Origin of the sequence: Thiothrix litoralis (assembly GCF_017901135.1) — a bacterium.
Lineage (GTDB): Bacteria > Pseudomonadota > Gammaproteobacteria > Thiotrichales > Thiotrichaceae > Thiothrix > Thiothrix litoralis.
In genome coordinates, this window is sequence record NZ_CP072801.1 from 2,893,351 (window position 1) to 2,910,841 (window position 17,491).

Below are 17,491 nucleotides of genomic sequence, written 5' to 3' on the forward strand. Positions count from 1 at the left end.
ATTAGAGAATATTCGACGACCATCTGGAGTTCAACTCCAGATAGTCCAAAACACCTCATTACTGCCCCAGCATAGCCAGAAAACAAAAACCCCACAATCATGACGACCATCTGCTATCCGCTGCAAAACGTATTACAAAGCAGGGACACAGACTATGACAAGGATACCCGATGCCCTTCCACGGCGTTTTACCCCACCGCCACCACCTGTTTCAGCCGGAACCGCTGCATGATATTGGCGTTAATGATACCCATGCGTGGCGGCTTAACCCCCAACATCGCCACGTTTACGACAAATTGCAACTGGCACTCACCCAAGGCTTGCTGGCTGCACCGTGTGGCATTGATCCACTCAGCATGGGAATAAACGCCGCCACGCCACTACTCGTCAAACCCATGACCAACTTGCTGGGTATGTCGCTGGAGGCGCAAGCCACCACCGCAGGTGATTTATCAACGGGACAGACTCAGTGCGCCCCCGGCTGTTTCTGGGGTGAATATTTAGTAGGCGACCACACCAGCACCGATTGCTTGGTCTTGGCAGGCAAGGCGCTATGGTTTGCGCATACCCAAGGTGCTGCCGAAAAAGACCAGCAACGCCCGATATATTGGCATATCGGCGTAGACTTGCCGCATCTAGAACCCACGATTAGCGACATTATCCACACCCAACTCCCCGGCTACACTGGCCTATGCAATGTAGAAATGATCGGCGGTAAAGTCATCGAAATGCACTTACGCGGCTCGAACGGCTTTTTCGATTTTTACGGCAAGCACTTCGTCCCCGCATGGGTAGCACTGGCGGATAAACGCCTCTGGCAAGCGCTGGAACGGATACGCACAGGCTACGTTTACTCCTTGTTTGGCACGGCCCCCTTGCCAGCCAACTACGCCGAACGGGCAGCAACGCAAGGCGTGACGGTTGTGCCGGATACGGCAACCTTTGACCGCCGCGCCATCCTCTACGCCGATACCCTCGCAGCCGCGCAACACGTCGCCGCAATCCTGCGCCACCCGTAACCAGACCATCACATAAATACCCCACAATCATGGCGTACAACTGCCTTCAAGCCCGAAACGTATTACAAAGCACCAAACGATCAAGGAATATCGAATGACTGCTGCATTACTGCAAGAATACCAACGCATCCGCCACACCAGTGCCGCCATTTGTGCACCGCTGGCGCGTGACGATTACCAACTGCAAAGCATTGTCGAAACCAGCCCACCGAAATGGCATCTGGGGCATGTGACATGGTTTTTTGAAACCTTCCTGTTGCAAGCCTTTGTGAAGGATTACCAAACCTTCCACCCGGATTACAACTACCTGTTCAACTCGTATTATCAAACGGTTGGCTCGATGCAGCCTCGTGGCGAACGTGGCTTGATGTCACGCCCCACCGTGGAAGAAGTCTACGCCTACCGCACCGCCATTGATGAACGCATCGCCGATCTAATCACCCACGCCGATGCCAGCCAGTGGCCTGAGATTGCCGCACGGATCACGCTAGGCTTGCACCACGAACAGCAACATCAAGAATTGCTGTACATGGACATTAAGCACAATTTCTGGCGTAACCCACTACGCCCGATTTACCTGCCCAAACCCTTACCCGAACAAGACGCTATCCCGCTGACATGGGAAACACGCGAAGGCGGCTTAATCGACAGCGGCTTCGACGCCGCCAGTTTCGCCTACGACAACGAACGCCCCCAGCACAAAGTCTGGCTGGAAGCGCACCGCCTTGCCTCACGCCTAAGCACCAATGCCGAATACCGCGCCTTCATCGAAGACGGTGGCTACCAACGTGCTGATTTATGGCTCGCAGATGGCTGGTATTACATCAAGCAGCACGGCTGGCAAGCACCGCTGTATTGGGAAAAACGCGATGGCGTGTGGCACGAATTTACCCTACACGGTTTCGCGCCACTCAACCCCAACGCACCCGTCGCGCACACCAGCTATTACGAAGCCGATGCCTTCGCACGCTGGGCGGGCAAACGTTTGCCACTGGAAGCGGAACTCGAACACAAACTGCGTGAATTGCCCCCTCAGGGGCATTTCACCGACAGCAACACCTTCCACCCCCAAGCAGGCAGCGGGCAACACTACGGCTCACTGTGGGAATGGACAGCCTCGCCCTACACCGCCTACCCACGTTTCCAGCCGCTGGAAGGCAGCATGGGCGAATACAACGGCAAATTCATGTGCAACCAATGGGTGCTGCGCGGCGGCGCGTGCATTACCCCGCCCGACCATATTCGCCCCACCTACCGAAACTTTTTTTACCCCCATGACCGCTGGCAGTTCAGCGGCATTCGTCTTGCGGAGGACGCATGAACGCTACTTGCCCCAACACCACCAACGTGAGTTTTCACGATTATCAGCCGGAACTGGAAAGTTTCCGCCACGCCGTGTTGCACGGGCTGGCTCATGAACACAAGCAGATTCCGCCTAAATTCTTCTACGACGAACGCGGTTCGCAGTTGTTTGAAGCCATTCTGGAACAACCCGAATATTACGTGCCACACGTAGAAAAGCAGTTATACCGCGACTATGCGCCCGAAATTGCCACCCTGATCGGCGCAGAGTCCGTGTTGATCGAGCCGGGCAGCGGCAGTTGTGAAAAAGTGCAATTGCTGCTGGATGCACTGCGCCCGGCAGCCTATGTACCGATGGATATTTCCGGCGATTTCTTGCGCCAGTCAAGCGCAGCGCTGGGTGAAACGTTTCCGTGGTTACATATCCATGCCGCTTGCCTCGACTTTACCCGTGAACTCAAGTTGCCGCAGCACGTGCCGCAAGGCCGCCGGGTGGTGTTCATTCCTGGTTCCAGTCTGGGCAATTTTGATCTGCCGGAAGCGCAACATTTCCTGTTCCACATTGCGCAACTGGTTGGCAAAGGCGGCGGCTTGCTGATCGGTGTTGACCGCAAAAAGGACAAGGCCGTGCTGGAAACGGCTTACAACGATGCGGCTGGCGTCACCGCTGACTTCAACCTCAACCTGTTGGTACGCATCAATAACGAGCTGGGCGGCAACTTTGACCTAGCCCAGTTTGCACATTACGCCTGCTATAACGAAGCCATGGGTCGGATTGAAATGCACCTCACCAGCCTGACCGCGCAACGGGTGCAAATCGCTGGCAAAACCTTCTCTTTTCGTGAAGGCGAGCGCATCCACACCGAAAACTCCTACAAATACCATCCAGCAGAATTCATCGCGCTAGCAAGCGCCGCCGGGTTTACGTGCGAGCAACATTGGACAGATCCTGCTAATCTGTTCGGACTTTACTACTGCACCGTGCGAGCCTGAACCTATGCCAAGCCCTGACAGCCTCTTCAGCCAATTCCCAGCCCTACATGATTGCCTGTACTTCAACCACGCGGCAGTCGCCCCTTGGCCGCAAGTAACGGCGGATGCAGTGCAAGCCTTTGCCGCAGAAAATGCCCGCCAGGGTACGCTCAATTACCCACACTGGCTGACGGTGGAACAAGCCCTGCGCGAACAAGCCCGCCAATTGCTCAACGCCCCCGCAGCAGGCGACATTGCCTTGGTAAAAAACACCTCGGAAGGCTTGTCGTTCGTCGCCTACGGGCTGGACTGGCAAGCCGGGGATAATGTGGTCGGCATTCGTCAGGAATTCCCCTCCAACCGTTTTGTGTGGCAATCGCTGGCCAGTAAAGGCGTGGAATTTCGCCAACTGGATTTGACCGAACACGCCGCTGACCCTGAACAAGCCTTGCTAGCACTGTGCGACTCACGCACCCGTTTGCTCAGCATTAGCGCGGTGCAATACACCAACGGCTTGCGCATGGATTTGCAGAAAGTCGGTGAATTTTGCCGCGCCAATGGCATCCTGTTTTGCGTGGATGCGATCCAGCAACTCGGTGCCATCCCGTTTGATGCGCAACACGTGCAAGCCGATTTCGTCGTCGCAGACGGGCATAAATGGATGCTGGGGGCGGAAGGCTTGGCGCTGTTCTACGTGCGCCGCGAGGTGCAAGCGCAACTCAACCTGACCCAATATGGCTGGCACATGGCCGAAGGGCTCAGTGATTACAGCATGGAAACCTTCCAACCAGCGGTTGATGCGCGGCGCTTTGAGTGCGGCAGCCCGAACATGCTAGGGATTCACGCCCTGCACGCCAGCCTTGGGGTCTTGTTGGAAGCAGGAATGGATGAAGTGTGGGCGCAACTTTCCGCACGCATACAGTACCTGCTGGATGGGCTGGCGACGCTACCCGACATTGAAATCCTCAGTGATACCCGCCCGGAAAGGCGCTCAGGGATGCTGACCTTCCGTTCACGTACCCTGACGAATGAAGCACTATTCAAACACTTACAAGATCACGGGGTATTCTGCGCATCACGTGGCGGTGGCGTGCGGCTGTCACCGCATTTTTACACACCATTTACGCATCTGGACAAGGTTTTGCGGGTACTGGAATCATAAGGCTGTTTTTTGAGCTTGCTATTTATTATAAATAAAATCTATTATTGCCCGATATAAAATCAACCTAGCTAGCGCAATCCTCAACAGGATGCACTATATTTAGACTTGGCCTCGACAGGGGCGTCACGCCAAGGCACAGTAATTTGATGGTTGCAACCAAGATAAAGACGCAATGAATAAGAAAAAGACCAACTCATCCTTATACACTTCACCAATGGTCCTGCATGGGCAGATTACTTTTTTATCTCGCCACGGCTCTACTTGGTTCTGGGGGAATTTGTTTGCTGCCAGCCTGTTTATCCTGCTGCGCTGGACTGAACAGGATCATAACATGCCGTTACTGCTGGTTTGGTTTGGTGCGATCCTCACCATGAACGTCACCCGCTGGTTATTCGGGCAAGGCTTCTTGCCATCACAGCATTATTCACCCGAAGAGTTGCAGGCATTCGGGCATCGTTACCTGATTTATTCCACCCTAATCAGCGCATTATGGGGCGTCTCCGGCTTTATTTTATTTTCGCAGGACACGACTATCCAAGCCGTACACGTACTGCTGCTGGCGGGGGCAATTGTTGCCGCCATGCCGGTATTGGCGCTGTCCAGTTTCGCTTTATATGTGCAAATCGGTGCCATCCTGTTGCCCATTACCCTGAACCTGCTATTGCTGGGGGAAACGGCGCAACAATCATTAGCGTTGGCAACTGTGTTGCTGGGTGTGTTGCTAGCGATGGCTTCACGTTCCATTACCAGTCTGCTGAATGACTTACACGCCGTACAAATACAGGTGCAGGAACAGGCACATACCGACCCGGTAACACAAATCTCCAATCGGCGCTATTTCGACAGCACCTTCAAAACCGAATGGCGACGCGCCGCCCGTGAAGGCAAGCCCTTGTCACTACTGATGATTGATGTGGATCATTTCAAACGTTACAACGACCGTCATGGGCATCAGGCAGGCGACCAATGCCTACAAATTATTGCCCAGTGCATCAAAGCGGTAGCACGACGGGCTTCTGACGTAGTCGCTCGCCACGGCGGTGAAGAGTTCGTTATCCTGCTACCCGACACTCACCCGGAAGATGCCGCATTACTGGCAGAACGGGTGCGTAAAAGTGTGGAAGATCAACGCGTGCCGCACTCCGACGGGGCTATCCCACGCATTGTCACCGTCAGCATTGGGGTATCGAGTTGCACACCGAATCCACCGCACGACCCGCAGGCATTGCACGAAGCGGAAGTGATTTATCCTGCCATGTTACTCAATGCAGCCGATCGCGCTTTGTACCGCGCCAAGCGTAACGGACGTAACCAGATCGCCAAGGAAAACTGTGGCGAGGGCATGATCCAACTGGCAATGCCACCCGCCATTAGCACCCATGCAGCCTAAGCAGTAGGCCAAGTCTGCTGAATGTGACCGTTGCTGTTACAGTTTGTGACAAAAAATTTACGCCGTGTTTATCCAAATAGCATTTCTATCCACGAATAACATGCTATAAGGTGTTAGTCTGCTTTTTAAAAGAAACATAAAAATGGGGGGAAGCACAAGCTCGTATGGATATAGATAAAAAATTGGTTATTGCTGAACTGGATGCCATCCTTGCCAGTCCGCGCTTCCGCGCCCGGAAGGTCATTAAAACCTTTTTACGATATGCTGTGCAAGAAACGCTCGCTGGTCGAGGCAGCAGTCTGAACCAGCAGAGCATTGCCATCGAAGCACTGGGCAAACCCTCTGATTTTTCCCCCACTTACAACCCCTTGGTACGTATCGAGGCTGGGCGATTACGCAAATTGTTGCAAGAACATTATGCAGATGCCAGTAACACCAGCGCGGTGATAATCACCATGCCCAAAGGTAGGTATCAAGTCAGTTTCCGGCCGGGCACCCCCCCATTGACCATAACACCACCAGTGGCCGACGATCTGGTGCTCTCTCTCACCGAAGGTCCCAAATTATTTTTATCATGCCAGTTACTTGATCCGCATAGCCCCACAACCGTCCCGATGTGTAACCGGCTACGGGGTGAGCTATTACTGATACTGAGCCGTTTCCGCAATATCCGTCTGGTAACGCAACAGCACAGCAGCGATTACACTATCACCTGTGACATCCAATCAACAGCGGCTGAGATTGAACTATTTTTCGTGCTGACCCATACGCTCAGCGATGCGTTAGTGTGTGCCAATACCCTGCGCCTGCCAACCAACCCCAGTCAAGCCGATCTGGATGCGCTGTGTTTACAAGTCGCCGCCAATACCGTTGCCCTACATTCCGGCAAAATCATGTACCACTGGGCGCAATACCAGCTAAGCCTGACGATGCCCCTCCCCCCCCAGCACGAAGCGTTGGTACATTACCTCGCCTTCCTGCGCAACATTACCCCTGACAGTTTCAGCATTGCGCTGAATGCTTGTCGGCAACGCCTGAAACACTTCCCGAATGACAGCAAAGCCTTGGTCATCTTGGCGCGTTTATGTGGTTATGATCATGTATTGCAATACCATCTTATTGAAAACCTGGAAGCAACCTGGACACACGCAGCCCGCACCGCCATGAGACTTGATCCTGGCAATGCAGAAGCGCATTCCATTTTTGCCCATAACCGCTATTTTCTGGGTGATGACAAACTGTGCCGGGCAGAACTGGAAATCGCACGGCAAACTAACCCTTTCGATACCTCCATTGAGTACCTCTACGGCTTCGGGCTATACATGCTTGGCGATCAGGAAACCGGGATACAAGCCATCTACTCCCTCATGGCCATTCCTTTCCCACAACCGGACTGGTATCACGTGCTACCTTTCCTGCACGCCTTCAACCAAGGTGACTATCAGGTAGCCCTCGCACGGGCGGAACGCATCCAGCGTTTTGGCTTCTGGGGAGAAATGGCACGTTGCGTCAGTTATTTTCATCTAGGCCAACAAGAACGCAGCTTGCAAGAGCTTAAAGAATTATTACACTATAATTCAAAGCTCTTAAACACCCAAAATCCTGATAATCGGTCTATTTTTTCCCATGAGGCATTAAAAAAAGTGTTATCCAGCTTGCAAGAAATCAAGAAACTTATCGTTCGATAGTAATATTAAAATTTAATGGCCAGCTTAAAATACAATCAATAATTATTGAAGCAAAACACATTAGTTATTTCTATATTAATTTAAAAAAATTGATTTAATTAATTGTCTCAACCAGCCTATAAATCAACGTAGCTTATCTAAACGCTGAATGGCAGGGACTTTTTCTTATGAACATGATTTCACAAACCCATCTGCGGTGGGTACGGGCAATGGCAGTAATCGTAGCGCTAACGCCTTATCTTACCGGCTGTAATAGTAGCGATGCTAGCGCACTACAGGACAGTCCGGCGACCACCGTAGCTGCGGCAACTACCAGCACCGCAGCCGCCATCAGCACCGCAGCCGCCATCAGCACCGCAGCCGCCATCAGCACCGCAGCAGCAACCCCCAGCACCGCAGCCGCCATCAGCAGCACCACAGACAACGCCCCACCTTCCGCTGCCCCCGCCAGTACCAACAGTACGACGTCGGTCACCACCAGCAGACGCTACAGTCTGGTATCCAGCAGTGGTCAAGTGGTTGATGCCAGTGACATCAACCAGAACAGCTCACTGTCTTTCGGCTCAACGGGCGCAGCAGGTCGTCCAGAAGCCGATGGTGCAGACATGACACCACTGAGCACTGCCGAACTGGAAGCCATGAAAACCACTACCACCCCGGCAGCACGTATTATTCAGGAATCAGTGCTGGGCTTCGACAGCCGTTTTCAGGTAAACCCTTACACTTACCCACAACGTGCTGTTGCCCTGATTACCTATAACGGTGCTACCCACTGCACCGGCTGGCTGGTCAGCAAAGATACCTTGGTCACCGCTGGTCACTGTGTCCACGGCGGCGGAAGTACCGGTCGCTGGGGGACGCTCAGTGCCTTCAAAATCTATCCAGGATTCTCCGACGACTACGCACCTTACGGCTCTTGCACCCCTAAAGAAATCTATTCCTCTTCGGGCTGGATCACAGTAGCAGACACTGACTCAGACATTGGCATCATCAAGCTGGACTGTGAAGTAGGCAACTCAACTGGCTACTTCAGTTATTTCGTTGCCGATCCCGTAGAAAACGTTGCCATCACTATCAACGGCTACCCGGGTGACAAAGCCGAGGGACACCAGCAATGGGCCAGCACAGGCACAATTTCACACGCCACAGCAGCCAAACTGTACTACGACAATGACACCACGGGCGGCATGAGTGGCTCGCCCATCTGGGTTCAAAACGCCAATGGAACGGCCTGGTCTTTCGGTATTCATACCAATGGGGAAAGTATATTGTTACCCAACACCAATGCCGGAACCCGTATTTCCCAAGATGTTTTTGACCTGATCACAGCCGTCAAGGAATTACCGTAAGCACGCCCCCACATCGGTAGGTGAATCCAGCAAGGCGGCGCGTTACAATGCCCGCCTTGCTTTTTAATGTATAACGCTGGATTCCTACCTGATCGTGAGCAACCTTATTCAAAAACGCGCCCTGCGCCTGCAAAACCTCCCCAAGCCCGAATACCCGGAAGAACTTCCGGTAGCGGCGCGGCGTGCCGAAATCATCAAGGCCATTGCAGCACATCAAGTCGTCATCATTTGCGGCGAAACCGGCTCCGGCAAAACCACCCAAATCCCCAAAATGTGTCTGGAACTGGAACGCGGGGTCAACGGCTTCATCGGCCACACCCAACCACGCCGCATTGCCGCACGTAGCGTCGCCGCCCGCATTGCCGAAGAACTCAAGGTGCAACTAGGGCAACAGGTCGGCTACAAAGTCCGTTTCCACGACCGCTGTTCACCCGACAGTTACGTGAAACTGATGACGGATGGCATCCTGCTGGCAGAAATCCAGCAAGACCGTTACCTCAAACAATACGACACCCTGATCATTGATGAAGCGCACGAACGCAGCCTCAATATCGACTTCCTGCTCGGCTACCTGAAATGGCTGCTTCCCAAACGTCGCGACCTGAAGGTAATCATCACCTCGGCCACCATCGACCCGGAACGCTTTTCACAACACTTTGATAATGCACCTATTATTAATGTATCCGGGCGTACCTACCCGGTAGACATCCGCTACCGCCCCTTGGTGGATGTGGATGCCGAAGAAGAATTCGAGCGTGACCAAACCCAAGCCATTCTGGATGCGGTGGATGAACTGGGGCGCGAAGCCCCCGGCGACATCCTGATATTCCTGCCGGGCGAACGCGAAATCCGCGAAACCGCCGAAGCCTTGCGTAAGCATCACCCACCCGCCACCGAAATTCTGCCGCTGTATGCCCGCCTCTCCAATGAGGAACAGCACCGTATTTTTGAGCCACACGGACGCCGCCGCATCGTGCTTTCCACCAACGTCGCGGAAACCTCCCTCACCGTGCCCGGCATCAAATACGTGGTGGACAGTGGTTACGCTCGCATCTCACGCTATTCGTGGCGCGCGGGTGTGCAACGCTTGCCGATTGAAAAAGTCTCGCAAGCCTCTGCCAACCAGCGTTCCGGGCGCTGCGGACGGGTCAGCAACGGCATCACCATCCGCCTCTACAGCGAAGACGATTTCAACAAACGTCCGGTGTTTACCGAGCCGGAAATCCTGCGCACCAACCTCGCTGCCGTCATCCTGCAACTTGCCACCATGTGGACAGCGGATGTGGAAAATTTCCCGTTCGTCGAACCACCCGATACCCGGCTAATCCGCGACGGTTATAAACTGCTGTTTGAAATCGGCGCAGTGGATGCCGATTACAACGTCACCCCCAGCGGACACCAACTCGCCAAACTGCCGCTCGATCCACGCTACGGGCGCATGTTACTGGCAGCGCAGGAAAACGGCGCATTACGCGAAGCACTAATCATCGTCAGCGCCCTGACATTGCAAGACCCGCGTGAACGCCCTTTAGACAAACAACAAGCCTCCGACGAAAAACACAGCCGCTTCAAGGACGAGCACTCCGATTTCCTCGGTTTCCTAAAACTCTGGGATTACTACCACGAACAACGCAAACACTTGACCCAACGCAAGTTCCGCGAATTGTGCAAGAAAGAATTCCTGTCGTTTATGCGCCTGCGTGAATGGCATGACATTCACCAACAACTCCATCAAATGCTCGCCGAAATGGGTTGCAAGGAAAACGCGAGCGAAGCCAGCTACGACGCCATCCACCTCAGCCTGCTGACCGGCTTACTCGGCAATATCGGCATGAAGGATGAAGACCGCGAGTACATGGGCGCGGGCGGACGTAAATTCCACTTATTCCCCGCCTCCAGCTTGCGTAAAAAGCCCCCGCAATGGGTCATGGCTGCCGAGTTGGTGGAAACCTCACGCCTGTTCGGGCGCACCATCGCCAGAATCCAGCCAGAATGGATCGAAAAACTCGCCGCTCACCTATTACGCCACCATTACACCGAGCCACACTGGGAACAAAAACAGGCACAAGTAGCCGCGTTTGAACGCACCTCGCTGTACGGCATTACCATTACCCCGCGCCGCAAGGTCAACTATGGGCGCATTGACCCGGAAGTTTGCCGTGAAATTTTCATCCGCCACGCACTGGTCTACGGTGAATACCGCACCCCTGCCCCCTTCTTCCAGTACAACGCCGAACTGATCGCCGACATCGAAACGCTGGAAGCCAAAGGCCGCCGCCGCGACATCCTCGCCGATGAGCACCGGCTGTACGAATTTTATGAGCAACGCATTCCCGCCCATGTCGTCAACGGGCCTACCTTCGAGCGCTGGCGCAAAAAAGCCGAGCAAAAAGACAGTCAGTTACTGCACCTCAGCCGCGATTACCTGATGCAGCGCGAAGCCGGGCATGAAAAGAGCGGGCAATACCCCGATACCCTGTCCGTACAAGGCATGATTCTGCCGCTCCGTTATCACTTTGACCCCAAGGCCGAAGATGATGGCGTCACTGTGCGCGTACCCTTGCTCGGTTTGAACCAACTTGCCGTGATACGCTTCGATTATTTAGTGCCGGGAATGCTGGAAGAAAAAATCACTGCATTAATTCGCGCCCTCCCCAAGCCCATACGCAAACAGTTTGTGCCCGCACCCGATTACGCACGAGCCTGCCTCGAATCTATCCAGCCCAGCGACACCGTTCCCTTGCAAGCTGCTGTTGAGAAACACCTGTTGCGTATGACCGGCAGCCAGATTCCCCCCGAAGCTTGGGTAGACGTGGCATTGCCCAACCATTTACAAATGCGCTTTGAAGTGGCGGATGAAACCGGCAAAGTCATCCGCAGCGGGCGGGATCTGGAAACCCTGCGCGGTAAGGTTCGCCAGCAAACCCGTCAGGAACTGGCCTCCAAACCCGTGCAGTCCATCGAACGGGTTGGCATCACCGCGTGGGATTTCGGCGATTTGCCCGAACTTTATTGGTTAGAAGCAGGCGGAACAAAATTACGCACTTGGCCTGCCTTGGTCGATGCCAACAACAGCGTCACCATCCGCCTATTTGACAATGAAGCCGACGCTACTCAAGCACACTGGCAAGGCGTCTTGCGCCTATTCCTGCTCACTTTGCCGGGTGAAGTGAAAGATGTACCCAAATACGTTCCGTCCATGCAGACCTTGTGCCTGCACTACGCCGCCACTGGCAAATGCGATGAATTGAAGGAAAGCATTACCCGTTACGTCTTCCGTCAGGTCTTTGCGGATTACCTGAATATCCGTAAACAAGCTAGTTTTGAACATGCCTTGGGTGAAGGCCGTCGCCAAATTTTCCCACAAACGCAGGAAACAGCCCGGCTACTCGCTCCCATCCTTGCCCTGTACCACGAACTGCGCAAGCAACTGAAAGGTAAAATGCAACCAAGCTGGCTGGAAGCCCTGAATGACATCAGTGATCAATTGAATCATCTGGTGTATGTGGGTTTTCTGGACACAGTATCGCCCGAGGAATTACGGCACTTTCCGCGTTACCTCAAAGGCATTCAAAGGCGATTGCAAAAATTGGCGGAGAATCCGACCAAAGACAGGGCATTACGGGTACAAGTGCAACCGTACTGGGATCAATGGAAAGCAAAAAAACACAGGGAGAGTAGCGAACATGCCAGCGAGTATCGCTGGATGCTGGAAGAATTCCGGGTATCGCTATTTGCGCAGGAGCTGGGAACCGCAAGGCCGGTATCGGCCAAGCGGCTGGATGAACTATGGAAGAAAGCGCTTACTGAGTAGCCACCATCGCCGTCTGACTGCTACGTGGATAGCGGTTTGGATAGCCATAATACTTGTTGGACACTTCCGGCGACTTCATCTTGGTCAGCACAGAACCGATGATATTGCACTGTGCTTGATGCAAACGTCCCATTGCATCTTTCAAATTGCGCTTACCGGTTTGGCCGTAAGCACTCACAAACACAGTATTGCCGGTACGGTTAGAAATAATCAAGGCATCCGCCAAGCCCATCACTGGTGGCCCATCAAGGATAATGTGGTCAAACATACCTTCCACTTCGCTCAACAATTCAGTAAAGCGATCACTTGCCAACAATTCAGTCGGGTTAGGCACAGCGGAACCTGCTGAAATCGCGGAAAGGTTTTGCACGGTGGTTTCCTGAATCAGGTCGCTCACGTCCTTTTCGCCCAACAGGAAATCACTCACACCCACGCGATTTTCCAGACCCAGTTTGTTATGGGCTTCCGGGTGACGCATATCGCAATCAATCAACAGGACTCGTTTACCCGTGTAAGCAAATACCGTTGCTAGGTTCACGGCAGTAGTGGTTTTACCTTCACTTGGCGCAGGGCTGGTGACATTCATGAGTAAAGCCAACCCCTGATGCGACGGCGCTTTCATCATGAGAATGTTTTCACGTAAGGAGCGGAAAGCTTCCAGCATGAAAGAGCTGCCAACCTGACCACGCAGTGCCAGCACATTCTTGTTCTTACGCCCGGAAATGTAGGGAACCACGCCCAACAAAGGAATGGAACCCAATGCACGCCTCATATCCTCAACACTTCTGATGCGGTCATCCATGATTTCTGCCAGCACCGCAGCCAACAGCCCCAACAACAAACCGATGGCGGCACCCATTGCCAGATTCAACGGGATATTGGGCGAATAAGGCTTGGAGGGCACACTGGCTACGTCAACTACTGCAACGTTGCTAGCACCACTGTCTTCCGCACGACGCACTTCGCCCAAGCTAGTCAATAGGCTATCGTAGTTACGGCGGTCAGCTTCTACTTTGCGTTCCAGTGTATTATATTCAGGAGACTTATCACGCTGCCCAATCAATACGCCTTCCTGCTTTTTGACTTCAGCTTTCAGCTTGGCTTCGCGCTGCTTGGCAGCTTCAAACTCAGCTTGCAGCTTGCCGCGAGCCGTGCTGTCGATGCTTGCCGACTCTTTAGAAATTTCACTGCGCAATTCGCTAATGCGGCCTTGAAGTTGCTGCATTTCCGGGAAGCCCGGCTTGAACAAACGGGACTTGTCACGGTATTCCGCCTGTGAGCGTGCCAACTCTTCTTTCAATGCCTGAATCGCTGGATTTTCCAAAGTACGATCAGCACCTGCAACATTCTTGGAGCGGTTAAAAGCGGCCTCCGCAGCAATTCTTGCCCCGGTTGCTTCCGTTAACGCCGCATTGAACCCATCCATTACTCCCGAGGCAGAAGAACGATCCCCGTCCAACGTAATAATGCCTTGTTTCTTGGCATAGGCAACCAGCTTGTTCTCCGAAGCCTCCAACTCACTTTTTGCTGCTGCCAGCTTATCACTCAGAATTTCTTTGGTATGGGCAACCCTCTCGTTACGCAAATCAAAATTCATCTGCTTGTAACTGTCCGCCAGCGTATTCACAACGTCCGCTGCCAATTTGGGGTCACGGTGGTCATAGCTAATCTTGAAAATTTGCGAGTTTTCTACTGGATAAATCGACAATGAACGCTTGAAGTTTTCTTCCATCACATGAGTCTTATCGTCTACCACAACATCACCCGTCAGGTCACGCTTGACGGAAGCCAACCAATCATAAGCCCGTGATTTCAAGGAATCATCAGCCTCAAAACGGGAGGAGATCCCCAGCTTGTCCAAAGTATTTTTGGTCAAACGCTCACTGCGTAGCAGTTCGGTCTGAGTCTGGTAGAACTCCCGCTCGCTCATAGGAGCACGGGCAGCCCCTGTACCCTCCCCTAAATTTAGAGCTGGGCCATCTTCCGGTGTCACCTGCAAAGTCGTTGTCGCACGATAAACATTGGGAGAAGTCATGGTTAACACGATAGCAGCCAGGAAAGTAGTCAAGGCAATACCCAACAACAACCACTTACGCTGCATGAGCCGCCGCCACAGCTCACCAAAGCCGAATTCCTCAACCTGTGTTTTTGAGGCAATCTCCTCCACGGGAATATACTCGACGACCTGAGCATTACCTTGGGCTCTTACTTCGAGATTTTTCGACTGATTTGTATAGTAATTTTCCATCACTGCTCCTTGAGCATTGCCGCTACTGGCTATCTTTTGTTGCTGATATAAATTTATAAAATCCAATCAAGAATAGTACATGATGCAAAAAACATGCACCCGAAAACAGCCCTACGATTCTACTAGGCTTCATTGCGCCCATACTGATCTTCCAGACGAACGATGTCATCTTCCCCAAGATAACTACCTGACTGAACTTCAACCAACTCAAGCGGCACTTTTCCCGGATTAGCGAGACGGTGGACGCTACCCAGCGGTATGTAAGTTGACTGGTTCTCGGTCAACAGAAAGATTTTGTCATCACAGGTCACTTCAGCCGTACCCTTCACCACAATCCAGTGCTCAGCACGATGATGGTGTTTTTGCAGGGACAATTTTGCACCGGGCTTAACTGTAATCCGCTTCACTTGGAAACGCTCACCCGCATCCACCGAGTCGTAGCAACCCCATGGGCGATTGACCAAACGGTGAATAATCGCCTCGCTACGGCCTTCTGCTTCCAACGCTGTCACGATACGTTTCACATCCTGAGCCTTGCTTTTATGCGCGACCAAGGTAGCATCTTTGGTTTCGATGACAATCAAATCATCCACCCCTACCAACGTCACCAGACGGTCTTCGGTAAAGACTAGGTTATTGCCCGCATCATGGGTCATGACATTGCCACGCAACACATTGTTGGCAGCATCCCGCTCGCTGACTTCCCACACCGCAGACCATGCGCCCACGTCATTCCAACCGGCATTGAGCGGTACGGTAGCGGCATGGCGGGTATGTTCCATCACCGCATAGTCAATCGAATCAGAAGGACAGGCATGGAAAGACGCTGCATCCAGCCGGATAAAATCCATATCATGCTGGGCTTGCTTGAAGGACTTTTTGCAGGCTTCCAGAATCTCAGGTCTGTGGGTTTCGAGTTCATGCAGGAAGGTGCTGGCCTTGAACATGAAAATGCCGGAGTTCCATAAATGCTTGCCACCCGCCAGATACGCGCTCGCCGTTTCAACAGTGGGCTTTTCGGCAAAGGTAGCCACCTGCCAAGCATTGTCAAAACCGGTAATCGGCGCACCTTGTTCAATGTAACCATACCCGGTTTCTGGCGACAGCGGCGTAATGCCAAACGTCACCAGATAGCCGTCTTCTGCCAGCGAGCACGCTTGAACAATGGCTTGCTGAAAAGCGGTCACATCAGAAATCACGTGGTCAGCAGGCAGCACCAACATCACCGGATCTTGCCCGGTTTTGTCCAACAGACACAAGGCCGCCACGGCAACTGCCGGAGCGGTATTGCGCCCGACAGGTTCCAGCAGGATGCCCTGATTGGCCTGATCAATGCCTTGCAATTGTTCAGCCACCATGAAACGGTGTTCTTCGTTACACACCACAATGGCTGGCTGTTTGTCCACAAGCCCGTCAAGACGCTCCAGTGTCGACTGGAACAAGGTACGGTCTTCAGAAATCAGCGGCAAAAACTGCTTGGGACGCAATTTACGGGAAACAGGCCACAAACGTGAGCCAGAGCCACCCGACAGGATGACGGGGGTTATCGGAGTTGCCATCGCTACACCTTCCTTTCTATTAGGATTGCCGAAAATCACGCTGGTGATCGACGAACCATTCATACGTTGATTTAAGCCCTGCGGGTAAGGCAATCTGCGGTTGCCACCCCAAGCCCTTGAGGCGGGAAACATCCAGCAACTTGCGGGGCGTACCGTCTGGCTTGCTGGCATCAAAGACAATCTTGCCTTGGAAACCGACCACTTCCGCCATCAATTGCGCCAGTTGGGCGATACTGCAATCTGCCCCGGTACCGACATTGATATGCGACAAAGTTTGCGGAACCAGTGCTTGGTACGCTGCATCATCCATTTCCATGACATGAATGCTGGCAGCCGCCATATCATCCACATGCAGGAACTCACGCAGGGGCGTCCCCGAACCCCACACCGTCACTTGTGGGTCTTTTGCCCGTTTCGCCTCATGGAAACGCCGCATCAACGCAGGAATCACATGGGAGTTTTCCGGGTGAAAATTATCGTTGAAACCGTACAAATTGGTCGGCATGACACTGCGGTATTGCGTGCCATGTTGACGGTTGTAGGATTCACATAATTTGATACCGGCGATTTTGGCAATAGCATAAGGCTCGTTAGTGGCTTCTAACTCACCTTGCAACAATTCAGACTCCGCCATTGGCTGCTGGGCAAACTTGGGGTAAATGCAGGATGACCCAAGGAACAGCAGGTGCTGAACACCTGCTTGCCAAGCTGAATGAATGATATTGCTTTCAATCATCAGGTTTTCATAAATGAAATCCGCCGGATACGTGTTATTGGCATGAATCCCCCCGACTTTTGCCGCCGCCAGATAGACCTGATCAATAGATTCCGCCTGGAAAAACTGCTCAACTTCCTGTTGACGGCTCAGGTTCACCTCCTGCCGCGAACGCAGCACTAACTCAACGTTAGGCCGTTGCGCCAGTTGGCGAATCAGGGCGGAGCCAACCATGCCACGATGGCCAGCGACATAAATACGGGTCTTTTTCAT

11 protein-coding genes are annotated in these 17,491 nt (G+C 53.1%); 8 read left to right on the forward strand and 3 right to left on the reverse strand.

The window, feature by feature from the left end; all coding sequences use genetic code 11:
* Positions 1-170: 170 nt before the first annotated feature.
* The 8 genes from J9253_RS13990 (at position 171) to hrpA (ending at position 12,696) form a co-directional block, all read left to right on the forward strand.
* The gene (locus J9253_RS13990) at positions 171-1,019 is read left to right on the forward strand and encodes a hypothetical protein (RefSeq protein ID WP_210221536.1); all 849 of its coding nucleotides are present in this window, start codon (positions 171-173) and stop codon (positions 1,017-1,019) included.
* Positions 1,020-1,113: 94 nt separating this feature from the next.
* Positions 1,114-2,340 carry an ergothioneine biosynthesis protein EgtB gene (gene egtB, locus J9253_RS13995; protein WP_210221537.1) on the forward strand — a complete coding sequence of 409 codons (1,227 nt, stop codon included), beginning with the start codon at positions 1,114-1,116 and terminating at the stop codon, positions 2,338-2,340.
* A complete protein-coding gene (egtD, locus tag J9253_RS14000) occupies positions 2,337-3,314 on the forward strand; it encodes an L-histidine N(alpha)-methyltransferase (protein WP_210221538.1) in 978 nt (325 codons plus the stop codon). Before egtB ends, egtD begins: the two co-directional genes overlap by 4 nt.
* A 4-nt stretch (positions 3,315-3,318) precedes the next feature.
* Positions 3,319-4,455 (forward strand): aminotransferase class V-fold PLP-dependent enzyme, encoded by a 1,137-nt coding sequence (locus J9253_RS14005; protein ID WP_210221539.1) that lies wholly within the window; start codon positions 3,319-3,321, stop codon positions 4,453-4,455.
* A gap of 331 nt (positions 4,456-4,786) precedes the next feature.
* Complete coding sequence (locus J9253_RS14010; protein ID WP_210221540.1) at positions 4,787-5,845, forward strand: GGDEF domain-containing protein; 1,059 nt, start codon at positions 4,787-4,789, stop codon at positions 5,843-5,845.
* Positions 5,846-6,009: 164 nt separating this feature from the next.
* On the forward strand, positions 6,010-7,533 hold the full coding sequence (locus J9253_RS14015; RefSeq protein WP_210221541.1) for a tetratricopeptide repeat protein: 1,524 nt from the start codon (positions 6,010-6,012) through the stop codon (positions 7,531-7,533).
* A gap of 167 nt (positions 7,534-7,700) precedes the next feature.
* Entirely contained in the window at positions 7,701-8,882 is a 1,182-nt protein-coding gene (locus tag J9253_RS14020) for a trypsin-like serine peptidase (RefSeq protein ID WP_210221542.1), read from the forward strand.
* Positions 8,883-8,976: 94 nt separating this feature from the next.
* Positions 8,977-12,696 carry an ATP-dependent RNA helicase HrpA gene (gene hrpA / locus J9253_RS14025; RefSeq protein WP_228291390.1) on the forward strand — a complete coding sequence of 1,240 codons (3,720 nt, stop codon included), beginning with the start codon at positions 8,977-8,979 and terminating at the stop codon, positions 12,694-12,696.
* Here the strand turns inward: hrpA and J9253_RS14030 are convergent.
* The 3 genes from J9253_RS14030 to fcl form a co-directional block, all read right to left on the reverse strand.
* Positions 12,686-14,944, reverse strand: coding sequence for a GumC family protein (locus J9253_RS14030; RefSeq protein WP_210221543.1), 2,259 nt, complete (start codon positions 14,942-14,944; stop codon positions 12,686-12,688). The two genes, hrpA and J9253_RS14030, sit on opposite strands and share 11 nt — an antisense overlap.
* A 122-nt stretch (positions 14,945-15,066) precedes the next feature.
* Positions 15,067-16,503 (reverse strand): mannose-1-phosphate guanylyltransferase/mannose-6-phosphate isomerase, encoded by a 1,437-nt coding sequence (locus J9253_RS14035; protein WP_210221544.1) that lies wholly within the window; start codon positions 16,501-16,503, stop codon positions 15,067-15,069.
* Positions 16,504-16,522: 19 nt separating this feature from the next.
* A complete protein-coding gene (fcl, locus tag J9253_RS14040; protein ID WP_210221545.1) occupies positions 16,523-17,491 on the reverse strand; it encodes a GDP-L-fucose synthase in 969 nt (322 codons plus the stop codon).